This window comes from Citrobacter sp. Cpo045, from assembly GCF_030332875.1.
GTDB classification, from domain to species: domain Bacteria; phylum Pseudomonadota; class Gammaproteobacteria; order Enterobacterales; family Enterobacteriaceae; genus Citrobacter; species Citrobacter portucalensis.
The window spans coordinates 366,662-378,728 of the sequence record NZ_JAOWGZ010000103.1 but is presented as its reverse complement, the minus strand read 5'-3'; the positions used below and the strand labels follow the sequence as shown (position 1 = coordinate 378,728).

Sequence of the window (12,067 nt, the reverse complement as noted above, 5' to 3'; positions counted from 1 at the left end):
CTGTATGGTAACAAGTGAAAAGGAAAAAAAGTATAAAACAATATCATTATTGTCTATATGCTTTTCTTCTATTCGTGTATTTGTCGGCCCTGTAACTTTATTGGTATTGGCTAAAAAACTATCCAGCGAAGAGTTGGGGTTTTATTATGCTTTTTTTTCTCTCACTGCAATGACTCAATTATTAGAAGTGGGTATGACGGGAGTGCTTAAACAGTACTATAGTCATTCATATGACTCCACAGATAATAAAGGTAATAGTGATAAAATATCAAAATACTTTATATTTTCCCTCTATTGGTATTTTTCTTTAACTATAATTTTTTTCTTTATGGGTGCTGTTGTATCATACGTGATGTTTAAGGATTATCACGGTATTATTCAATGGTGCAAACCATGGTATTTCTTATTATTGATATCATGTATAAGCTTAATGCTATTACCTCTAAATGCTATGTTAGATGGTACACAAAAACAAAATCTGTTAATCAGGGCTAACATAGTTAGCCAGTTAATGGTTGCTGGCTCATTATGGATAGCAATCTATTCTGGTTTTGGTTTATATTCTATGGGAATATCCCAGTTGTCAGGGATAATATCCTTTTTAATATCAATTTATTTGTTAAATAACTGTAGTTGGTTATTTATAGATCTTAAAAAGAAAGGGTTTGTTTTTAAAAGTGTTTTTTTTGAATTATGGCCTTTATTAAAAAAAACAAGCGTAGTTTGGTTTTTAGGTTATTTCTACTGGAATGGATTTAATATAATATCATTTAAATATTTAGGTCCAGAAATTGCTGGTTATATTGGTATTTCAATATCAATAATGCGTGCAGGTCAGAACATAGCTATGTCAATATTAAATTCACAAATGACTTTGTATGCTAATAATATAGCAAATGGTTTTGTCAAAGAAGCTAAGAAAATATTCGATAAGTATTTTTTCCTTTCACTGACATTACTTTTAATAGGGTATGCGTTTTTTTATCTTCTATACTTTTTTAAACCGAATTTTTTCTTGTTTGAAAAAGTATTACCAATGAACCAGATGATATATATCTCTGTGTTTTTTATTTTTACATTCATAATATCAGGTTGTGAAGTTTTTACTCGCTGTTTCAAAGTTGAAAAATTTGTCATAACTCAAGTTATTAATTCAGTTCTTACACCATCTCTTTTTTTATTGGGCATTCAGTTACAAATGAAATATTTCGAATTGCCAATAGCCTCTGTTTTAATAGTGTCAATATTAACTATATTAATTAGCAAGCGATTTTATTCAGGTTTCACATATGAGAAAAATAATTAAGTACATAAGTAAAGTTTTTTTATGGGTTATCTATCCTATAGGTTTCTTATTTAAACGTGATGAGAATATTTGGGTTTTTGGTGGATATGGTGGTTTTACTGATAATACTCGTTATCTGTTTGAAACAACCAATAAATATGAGGGCATTAGATGTATATGGATTTCTGATAAAAGGCAAATAGTCGATTTTATTAGAGGAAAAGGATATGAGGCATTTACTAAAAATAGTATAAAAGGTCTATATTATTGCTTTAAGGCTAAAGTATATGTTTATTCTAATTATGTATCGACTATAAATTTTTATACATCAGCGGGTGCTGTATTGGTAAATTTATGGCATGGTACTCCATTAAAAAAAATAGAGTATGATATTAAAAAATTACCATTGTACTCTTATTTTAAAGGTGCTAACTGGTTTATTAAAATATTAATGCCAGAAAAACATATAAAGTGTACTCTAATCCTTTCACCAAGTGATTTTGTGTACGATTATTCATTCAAATCAGCATTTAGAGTATTTGATCCTAAATGCGTTATTATAGCAGATCCACCCCGTATCTCTAATTTGATAGAAAGATCAAATAAAAAAATATCTGCTAATAAAAGTTCAGTGGGAAAAAGAACCAAGATATTTCTGTATGCTCCTACGTGGCGGGATGATCGTTCAGATTTCATTAAAGTATCTGGGATGGATTTTAATGAGCTGAATACATTTCTATCACGCAATAATTCCCTTCTATATTTAAGATTGCATCCGAATACTAAGCTAGATGTTAATATAACGGAGTTTAAGAATATAGTTATTATTGATAGTAAAGAGCCAGTTGAAGATAATATGCTGGATTCTGATTATTTAATAACAGACTATTCGTCAATTTATTTTGACTATTTATACCTTGATAGACCTATAATATTTTATCCATTTGATTTGCACGAGTATACGACAGCACGAGATCTGTATTTAAAGTATGAGGATGTTACTCCAGGAGCTAAAGTATTTACTCAAAAAGAACTAATGTCGGAAATGAAGAAGTTGCTAGACGGCAATGATGATTGGGTTGAATTTCGTTCTTATATTTCGGAGAAATTCTGTTCCTTGGAACGAAATGGTGATATATATATCATTAAGAGGATTCAAAGTTTTATATATGATAATCAGTAAATTATTCTATAAAATTGAGTCTAAAATTGTTAATGTAAGACTTAATTTCAATGAGTTGTCAGGTTTTTTAACCCGTGACAACAGAGATAGCCTAACTGTAAAATATTTATCGAAAACTGTAACAAATAGAGATAAGCATCCTTCAATTACAGCAGTCTATCGAGTGAAGAATGGTGCAACTTTTATTGAGTTATCAATATTATCTGTCGCAGCGCTTTGCCGGGAAATAATAATTGTAGATAATGGTTCAACAGACTCAACTTTATTAATAGTTGAAAAACTGAAAAATGAACTTAAAGATGTATGCGAAATTAAAATATTTCACTATACAGAGCAAGTAGCATTGGCTGGCGATAAATATTATGATGAGGTCAAGAAGTATCCAGCACGCTCATTAGCAACATATTATAATTACGCTTTTTCTTTAGCTACGTCAGATTTTGTGATGAAATGTGATGCTCATTGTATATATACTCCAGCAGGAATAAATAAAATCCAGTCTAAGTTAATTTCATTATATAATTACACCGATGTTATCTCTTTCCGTGGGATTGAGGTTTTTGGTGCTATATTATCTTGTGAGCCGTACTTAATTAGAAAGGATAGTTTTGAATACTGTGATTCTGTTTTTTTTGAGGTGCTGAAGTTAAAAAATAAAAGGACACTTTTACAGAAGATAATGAGCAGAATTAGTATGCCATGTTTTATTCATGTTAAAAGATTATCCTATATCAAAACGATTCATATGTCTAATTTAAGTCCTGTAGAGTATCTATACAAAAATGATTCTTAAAAATCACGATGTGGAAGCTGATGCCGTCTTTAACAAAAAAATAAGACGGTCCATTTGTTCTTATTATATATTGATATTTTTTATTATTATATTGTTTTTTATTTACCCTTTAATATCATTACCTCTTATAGGTCTACTCAGTCCATTTGTTAATAATAAACTCAGGGGGGTGTTCTCACTACTTTCAATTGTATTTTTTATACTATTTTACTCATCAATAACTCCATTCTCTGATATTGCTGAGTATGTTTTAATTTATAGAAATATAATGGAAACTAATATATTTAGTTTCGGAAGATTTGGCGGGGGAATTGAAATATTTATATTGCTCATGATGCGGGTGGTATATTTTATATTCAATGGAAATGAATATGTTTTTTTATTTTCAAGTTTCACTATAATTCAGTTGTTTTTGTTTTTATTTTGTTTTCGAATTAACCCTCGACTTTCTTGTCTTTATTTTTTAATATTCAACCTGTCTTACGCTTTTTATGCTTTTAATGCATATTTTCTGCGTAGTATGCTATCAGCAGTTTTTCTACTTAATGCATTTTTATTATGCAATAGGAAAAAATACTTATATTATTTGTTAGCCATAACATCTCATTTGTCATCAGTGTTATATATAGGTGTATGGGAATTTATAAAAGCAAGAAATAGGAAAATAAAATTCATTGTCTTAATTACCGCTATTTGTCTTATGGTTGTGTGCTTTATAACATTACGCGAACGTATTGAATATTATTTATTCAATAGCTATGGCAATTCTATGGGATACGTTCAGGTTTTGACTATAGTAGTTAATTATCTACTTTGCTTTTCAATACTATTTTATTCGAATGCCAGAGCAGAGTTAATTACCAGAAGAATGTTTTTATTTCTATTATTTTTCTTACTATTAGGGATAGTGAGTTATAATATACCGCAAAACTTTGGTATTAGGATTTCTTTATTTATCTATGCTCTTTCGCCATTTTTTATATATCCAATGTTAATATCCACAAAAATTTATATCTCAAGTAAAATTATTGCTTTGTATACTCTGCTTTTGATAAATTGTTCGTTTTTATTTATTATTTTATATAAAGGAGATGATGTATCCTTTTATATGTTTGAACACCCTTTCAATGTTAGTTTTTTTGAAGTTCTAAGTAAAAATATCAATTCTTATCTTTTAGAGTACTATTCAGTCATTTATACAAGATAGTAAATATAACTTGAAATATTTATCTTCAGCCATTAAGTTCTTATCTTTTTATCTAATATACATAAAAATTAAAATGGAAGTTAATTAGAGCTAAAAATTGCAACAGCATGAGAAATGCAATTACTGCCTTATAGACAGTAAGGAGAGTATCATCATTTGAAGAGTTTTATTATGTTATGGCCGACATAGTATTGTTAAGATGTGTTTATAAAACATTTCAATAAAAACAATATCTTGCTAATTACGCTCAATTTAACACCAAGGTATGATAATTAATAGTTGTATCCTGGTTCTACTATCCTCATATTATTTTAGCTAATTTAGAACCATATATGCTTCTAAAGTGAAATCAAGCTTATATAGAAAACAGGAATCTCAATTGGATATTGAAATCGGTTTATCGGCTTTAAACTCAGGAATTTATAAAATAAAATTTCGCAGTGATTGCAGATATCTTTTGATCCATCAAATCACCAATGGTCAAAATTATTCAGATTTTGTAAGATCCTTACCATCTAATGTTAGATATATAGAATCTAATGAGATTGGGTTATCAAAAAGTAGAAATTTGGCAATCGAAAATGCAAAATCAGATTATCTTTGGATCATGGATGATGATGTTGATATATATGATGAAGCATTATCTTACATATACCGTTTAATCACTAAATATAATGAAAGTCCTTTATTGATTGTCTCTCATACATTAAAAAAGGATGCGGTAGAGACAAAAGAAAAAATAAAAAAAGTTAACATTGTTTCTGCTGCTGGAATTTGCTCTATTGATATGATTATTAAAATATCTGCGCTAAAAAATGTTCGGTTTAACACTGAATTTGGTCTTGGTACTAAATACCCTTCGGGTGAAGAGTACATCTTTGCATGTGAGTTGATTCGCTCTGGCGGTAAGATTTATAAATCAAACAAAATCTGTTCTTTCCATCCGGAAATAGCAATAAATAATAACACATACCCAAATAAAGACAAGTTAAAGACCAAAATGAAAATGTTTATAGCTGCAAATGGTTTTACTGTAGGTTTCATATTATATATGGCTTTTTGCATTAAAAAATTATTATGTAGATAACAATACATTTTTAGAGCTAGTTCTGATCTTCTCCCTGAAAACAGCATCAGGCTAAACTGAAGTCTCCGGTCTTTCTTCCATCTCACTGAGAGGCGCATTGCCATGATAAAGACCCGTTATACCGAAGAACAGATTGCGTTTGTACTGAAACAGGCCGAAACCGGCACCCGCGTCGGGGAGGTTTTCAGAAAGATGGGTATTTCTGAGGCCACTTTTTACACTGGAAGAAAAAAATTGCCGGTCTGGGCGTGACCGAGCTGCGGCATCTGCGGCAACTGGAGGATGAAAATCAGCGGCTGAAGAAACTAGTGGCTGATCTGAGTCGATGCTGCAGGAGGTACTGAAGCAAAAGTTCTGAGGCTGGCTCAGAAGCGCCAGGCGGTACATTTCCTGCGAGAGGCATATTGTATCAGCGTTCGTCGGGGATGTGGGTTGCTGATGCAGAGCAAAACTGTCTATCAATGGCAGAGTCGTCGTGACGATCGGGCAATAACATGCGCATCAGGGAAATTGCGGAAACACAAATACGCTACGGCTGTCCGCGTATTCACGTCCTACTACGAGAAGGCTGGTTAATTAACTATAAGAAAACACACCGGATTTATTGTCTTGAAGGCCTGAATTTGCGCAGGAAACGTCCCCGCAGGCATATCGTGCGACACACCGTCAGCAGCGTCCGACCCTGACGAACATCGTTCAGTGCTGGAGTATGGATTTCTTGTCGGATAGTCTGTTTAATGGTCGGCGCTTCCGGGCGCTGACTGTAGTGGATAATTTTAGTCGGGAATGCCTGGCGATCCATACCGGAAAATCATTGAAGGATGAAGATGTGGTCCGGGTAATGGAAGCGCTGCGGGTACTGGATAAGCGTATGCCGGTACGTATTCAGACAGATAACCCATTTACTGAATCGTTTAACGGAAGCCTGCGAGATGAATGCTTGAATATTCACTGGTTTTTGTTGCTGGAAGATGCGTAGAATAAACTCGAGAAGTGGCGCAGGGAATATAATCATGAGAGGATGAATTCATCATTAAATGACATGACTCCGGCTGAATTTATCCGGAGCTTGCAAAAAGACGAAGATCTCTGATTTAGCACTGCATTGATTTTGGGCCAGGGTCAGTTTCCTGTTTTTCATAGCCATAAAGTTATTTTAATCCTGATTTTATGAACGATGTGACATGTGAAAGCCGGGTGTGTTTTGTGCGTTCTTCCCTTTATTCATAAAGGGAGTTTAATTTTATAACAATTAATTCTTATAAAGAAAGAGTACTATCTTCCTCATGTTTATTTGTAGTTGATGCAGGATTTCGTTTATCTAGTGAAAGTGATTTTGTCATTCGATATAGGGCGTTAGCTTAGTGTCCGCTCTGCATAGTCTTTTGTTGTTCTCTCTATTTTAGGTAAAAATGAAAACAATATTTATTTTGATTGATGATATCTCTCGCTCTGGTGGTACGGAGCGTGTCGCATCATTTTTGGCTAACCAGATGTCTCTGGCTGGTTATTCAGTGTTCCTGGTTTCGGTATCCGCGGAAAATGGGGTGCCTTATTATCCGTTGGATAAACGGGTTGAATTAAAAGTGCTTAAAAAACAAACACTCTATGAGTTAGTAATGTTTCTGAGAAAAAACTTTTGCGATGTAATGATCACTATTTCGATGGGGCGTCTGTCATTTAAGGTTGCATGCTTGCATAAATTACTGAGATTAGGCTGTCGATTAATACTTAGTGAACATGTTGCTTTTGAGATGTCAACAAAGTTAGTCCGCATATTCAAATGGCTCAGTTATCAATTTGCTGATGATCTTGTATTACTGACACAACATGATTATAAATTACTTAATAAAATAGTTCGCTCACGTGTTAGCATTATTCCTAACGCAAGTAATTTTGAGCTACAGCATGAATCTACTTTAGAGCATAAGAATAAGATAGTGCTAGCTGTAGGTCGTCTCACTTATCAAAAAGCATTTGATAGGTTACTACGGATTTGGGCCTCATTAGATGATCGTGATGGATGGGTGTTGCATATTGTGGGCGATGGTGAGAAGCGTAATGAATTGCAAAATCTTATATTTGAGTTAGATATCTCGGAAAGTGTGTCATTGATTTCAGCAACACCTTTTATCGCTGATGAATATAAAAATGCAAGTATACTTGCTATGACATCTCGTTACGAAGGATTGCCATTAGTGTTGATTGAGGCTAAATCATATGGATTGCCAGCAATAGCGTTTGATTGTAAAACTGGACCACGTGAAATTATCAATGATAACGAAGATGGAATACTTGTAGCTGATGGTGATGAAACTGCGTTTTCATTGCTATTAACAACATTAATTAGAGATGATTCTTTAAGAAAACGTATGCAACATGAAGCGCTTAAAAATGCAGAACACTACACAGTCGAAAAAATTAGCCAGCAATGGCAGGAGTTAATATCGTGAGGGAGTCTGTATCTATTATCATGCCTGCTTTTAATGCTTCGCCTTATATTTATGAAAGTATCAGTTCCGTGCTACAGCAAAGTTATCAAGATTGGCATTTGTATGTAATCGATGATGCTTCAACTGATAATACTGTTCAAATTGTTTCTAGCTTCAATGATTCTCGCATCACGCTAATTCGTTTAAAAACTAATAGCGGAGTGGCTAGAGCTCGGAATATAGGTATTGAGAGTTGTAAAGGCCAGTATATTGCTTTTTTAGATAGTGATGATTTTTGGGAGTCAAATAAACTATCTTTGCAAGTCCCGTTACTTGAAAAAGGATATGATGTAGTTTGCTCTAACTATGTAATTTTCATTCATGATCCAAAAAATATTGTTGGAACCCGATACTGCCCATCAAAAATTAGTTACTCGCGAATGCTTCGCGGTAACTGTATTGGCAATCTTACCGGTATATATAATCAGAAAAAACTAGAGAAATGTCTACAGAAAGAGTGCGGTCATGAAGATTATTTAATGTGGTTAGAGTTATTGCGTCGTTCTGGTAGTGCTGTATGTATACAACAAGTCTTGGCCCGATATCGCGTTGGTGATAATTCACTATCTGCTAATAAATTAAAAGCTGCTTGTTGGCAGTGGAATATTTATAGGAAACAGCTCAAAATGTGTTTTTTGAAGAGTTCCTATTATTGGTGTTATTATGCTATCAGCGCATTGCTGCGATCTTTAAAATAAAGCTGTGCGTTTTCAATATTTTTTTTGCAAATGGATAGGGAATCAGCTTTGGGTTGCTGAAATTCAAATGTCAAATCTTCGTCTTAGTAAATTATGCGAAAGATAACGCAAGGTTTCTTCTTTTTTCAGTAAGTTATAAATTTCTTGTAATTGTGAATGCCAGTTTTAAATAAGTAATGAGTCTCACGTCTAATGATTACATTATTTAGGGGGTGAGAGCTATATATAATTTATAGTGAAGTTTATAATTATGATTTATTTAAAAGGAATGGTTTAAATATCAATGAATGGAAACAGTAGTGTGAATGTTGGAAATGTTATATCTTTTTATATCTTTAAGTATCTGATATTTTAGAGAGGAAGGGATAACTATCCATCATTATAAATAAGTACTACTACATTTATATCAGCAAATGCTATTCATATCACCTGAATCTGAGTTAACATTAGTCCACATTTCAAGCCGTGCATACATCGCGCGGTGACCACACCTGACAGGAGTATGTAATGTCCAAGCAACAGATCGGCGTCGTAGGTATGGCAGTGATGGGGCGCAACCTGGCGCTCAACATCGAAAGCCGTGGTTATACCGTCTCCATCTTCAACCGCTCCCGCGAAAAAACTGAAGAAGTTGTTGCCGAGAACCCAGGTAAGAAACTGGTTCCCTATTACACGGTGAAAGAGTTCGTCGAGTCTCTTGAAACCCCACGTCGTATCCTGTTAATGGTGAAAGCGGGCGCTGGCACCGATGCTGCCATCGATTCCCTGAAGCCGTATCTGGATAAAGGCGACATCATCATTGATGGTGGTAATACCTTCTTCCAGGATACCATTCGTCGTAACCGCGAATTGTCTGCTGAAGGCTTTAACTTCATCGGTACCGGCGTGTCCGGTGGTGAAGAGGGCGCGCTGAAAGGCCCATCCATCATGCCTGGCGGCCAGAAAGAAGCGTATGAGCTGGTAGCGCCTATCCTGACCAAGATTGCTGCTGTAGCTGAAGACGGCGAACCGTGCGTAACCTACATCGGTGCCGACGGTGCGGGTCATTACGTGAAAATGGTTCACAACGGTATCGAATACGGCGATATGCAACTAATTGCTGAAGCCTATTCTCTGCTGAAAGGCGGTCTGAACCTGTCAAACGAAGATCTGGCAACCACTTTCACCGAGTGGAACGAAGGCGAGCTGAGCAGTTACCTGATCGACATCACCAAAGATATCTTCACCAAAAAAGATGAAGAAGGTAAATACCTGGTTGATGTGATCCTCGACGAAGCGGCCAACAAAGGCACCGGTAAATGGACCAGCCAGAGCTCTCTGGATCTGGGGGAACCGCTGTCCTTAATCACTGAGTCCGTATTTGCTCGTTATATCTCTTCTCTGAAAGACCAGCGCGTTGCGGCATCTAAAGTGCTGTCTGGCCCGCAGGCTAAACTGGCTGGCGATAAAGCCGAGTTCATTGAGAAAGTCCGTCGCGCGCTGTACCTGGGCAAGATCGTCTCCTACGCACAGGGTTTCTCTCAGCTGCGTGCCGCGTCCGACGAGTACAACTGGGATCTGAACTACGGTGAAATCGCGAAGATCTTCCGCGCGGGCTGCATCATTCGTGCGCAGTTCCTGCAGAAAATTACTGACGCGTATGCTGAAAACAAAGGCATCGCGAACCTGCTGCTGGCCCCGTACTTCAAAAATATCGCTGACGAATATCAGCAAGCGCTGCGTGATGTAGTGGCTTATGCTGTGCAGAATGGTATCCCGGTACCGACCTTCTCTGCTGCGGTAGCCTACTACGATAGCTACCGTTCTGCGGTACTGCCGGCTAACCTGATCCAGGCCCAGCGCGACTACTTCGGTGCGCACACGTATAAACGCACTGATAAAGAAGGTGTGTTCCACACTGAATGGCTGGATTAATCTGATTTAGTCTAACTGTAAATGCAGGCCCGGAGCGCTCCTCCGGGCTTTTTTATTGCCAAAAAATGGGATTCAGTCAGGTCCGATATCCGGTGTTGTAGCAAAGCACGATATACTGGTGCAATGCAGAGCCGATGCGCCACGTTGTTGGCAGCGTGTTCACCCTCAAATGTTTAACCGGAAGAAGTTACACAGCGAATGAAGATAACTATCTCAGGAACAGGTTATGTTGGTTTGTCGAACGGTATTCTGATTGCCCAGCACCATGAAGTGGTCGCTCTGGATATCGTTCCGACGAAGGTCGAGATGCTGAATCAGAAAAAATCGCCGATCGTTGATAGAGAGATCGAAGAGTATCTGGCGACAAAACAGCTGAATTTCCGTGCAACGACCGATAAGTATGATGCATACCGCGACGCGGACTACGTTATCATCGCGACACCGACTGATTACGATCCAAAAACTAACTACTTTAACACCTCGAGCGTCGAGTCAGTGATCCGCGATGTAGTCGAAATCAACCCAAATGCGGTGATGGTAATTAAATCAACGATTCCGGTTGGCTTTACGAACTCCATTAAAGAACAGTTGGGTATCGACAATATATTCTTTTCGCCAGAATTCCTGCGTGAAGGTCGTGCACTGTACGACAACCTGCATCCGTCCCGTATCGTTATTGGCGAACGTTCCGAACGTGCCGAGCGTTTTGCCGCGCTGCTGCAGGAAGGAGCGGTTAAAAAGGACATTCCGACGCTGTTTACCGACTCGACTGAAGCCGAAGCCATCAAGTTGTTTGCTAACACCTATCTGGCGTTACGTGTGGCTTACTTTAACGAGCTGGATAGCTATGCAGAAAGTCTTGGCTTGAATTCACGGCAGATTATTGAAGGTGTGTGCCTGGATCCGCGTATCGGTAATCACTACAACAACCCGTCATTCGGCTATGGTGGCTACTGTCTGCCGAAAGATACTAAGCAGTTGCTGGCGAACTACGCGTCTGTACCGAATAACATTATTGGCGCGATCGTTGATGCGAACCGTACGCGTAAAGACTTCATCGCAGATTCTATTCTTGCGCGTAAGCCTAAGGTAGTTGGCGTGTACCGTTTGATCATGAAAAGTGGTTCCGATAATTTCCGGGCTTCATCGATTCAGGGCATCATGAAGCGCATTAAGGCAAAGGGCGTGCCCGTTATTATCTATGAACCGGTCATGGAAGAGGATGAATTTTTCCATTCCCGAGTTGTGCGTGATCTTAATACGTTCAAAAATGAAGCAGATATTATTATTTCTAACCGCATGACGTCAGAATTAGCTGATGTTGCCGATAAAGTGTATACCCGCGATTTGTTTGGTAGTGATTAATCTCGTCTCCATAAAAAAGGCCTTATATAAGGCCTTTTTTATT

Annotated in this window: 9 protein-coding genes and 1 pseudogene; all 10 read left to right on the top strand. The window is 36.7% G+C overall.

The annotated features are described in order from the left end of the window. Positions 1 to 4: 4 nt before the first annotated feature. The 10 genes and pseudogenes from OGY13_RS17885 (at position 5) to ugd (ending at position 12,024) form a co-directional block, all read left to right on the top strand. Positions 5 to 1,306, top strand: coding sequence for a polysaccharide biosynthesis protein (locus tag OGY13_RS17885; protein ID WP_186413207.1), 1,302 nt, complete (start codon positions 5 to 7; stop codon positions 1,304 to 1,306). Continuing rightward, the gene (locus OGY13_RS17880; RefSeq protein ID WP_186413208.1) at positions 1,290 to 2,468 is read left to right on the top strand and encodes a CDP-glycerol glycerophosphotransferase family protein; all 1,179 of its coding nucleotides are present in this window, start codon (positions 1,290 to 1,292) and stop codon (positions 2,466 to 2,468) included. The genes OGY13_RS17885 and OGY13_RS17880 overlap by 17 nt, the downstream gene beginning before the upstream one ends. After that, positions 2,455 to 3,261, top strand: coding sequence for a glycosyltransferase family 2 protein (locus OGY13_RS17875; RefSeq protein ID WP_186413209.1), 807 nt, complete (start codon positions 2,455 to 2,457; stop codon positions 3,259 to 3,261). The genes OGY13_RS17880 and OGY13_RS17875 overlap by 14 nt, the downstream gene beginning before the upstream one ends. Then, entirely contained in the window at positions 3,251 to 4,468 is a 1,218-nt protein-coding gene (locus OGY13_RS25065) for an EpsG family protein (protein WP_186413210.1), read from the top strand. Before OGY13_RS17875 ends, OGY13_RS25065 begins: the two co-directional genes overlap by 11 nt. Before the next feature lie 379 nt (positions 4,469 to 4,847). Next, positions 4,848 to 5,555 (top strand): glycosyltransferase, encoded by a 708-nt coding sequence (locus tag OGY13_RS17870; protein ID WP_186413211.1) that lies wholly within the window; start codon positions 4,848 to 4,850, stop codon positions 5,553 to 5,555. Positions 5,556 to 5,657: 102 nt separating this feature from the next. Beyond that, positions 5,658 to 6,648, top strand: a pseudogene (locus tag OGY13_RS17865) (IS3 family transposase). A gap of 319 nt (positions 6,649 to 6,967) precedes the next feature. After that, positions 6,968 to 8,008: a glycosyltransferase family 4 protein gene (locus OGY13_RS17860; protein ID WP_213753142.1), complete on the top strand. Its 1,041-nt coding sequence runs from the start codon at positions 6,968 to 6,970 to the stop codon at positions 8,006 to 8,008. After that, positions 7,987 to 8,745, top strand: coding sequence for a glycosyltransferase family 2 protein (locus OGY13_RS17855; RefSeq protein ID WP_258735399.1), 759 nt, complete (start codon positions 7,987 to 7,989; stop codon positions 8,743 to 8,745). Before OGY13_RS17860 ends, OGY13_RS17855 begins: the two co-directional genes overlap by 22 nt. 507 nt (positions 8,746 to 9,252) lie before the next feature. Next, a complete protein-coding gene (gene gnd / locus OGY13_RS17850) occupies positions 9,253 to 10,659 on the top strand; it encodes an NADP-dependent phosphogluconate dehydrogenase (RefSeq protein WP_213752972.1) in 1,407 nt (468 codons plus the stop codon). A gap of 198 nt (positions 10,660 to 10,857) precedes the next feature. Then, on the top strand, positions 10,858 to 12,024 hold the full coding sequence (gene ugd, locus OGY13_RS17845; RefSeq protein ID WP_186413214.1) for a UDP-glucose 6-dehydrogenase: 1,167 nt from the start codon (positions 10,858 to 10,860) through the stop codon (positions 12,022 to 12,024). Positions 12,025 to 12,067 lie beyond the last annotated feature (43 nt).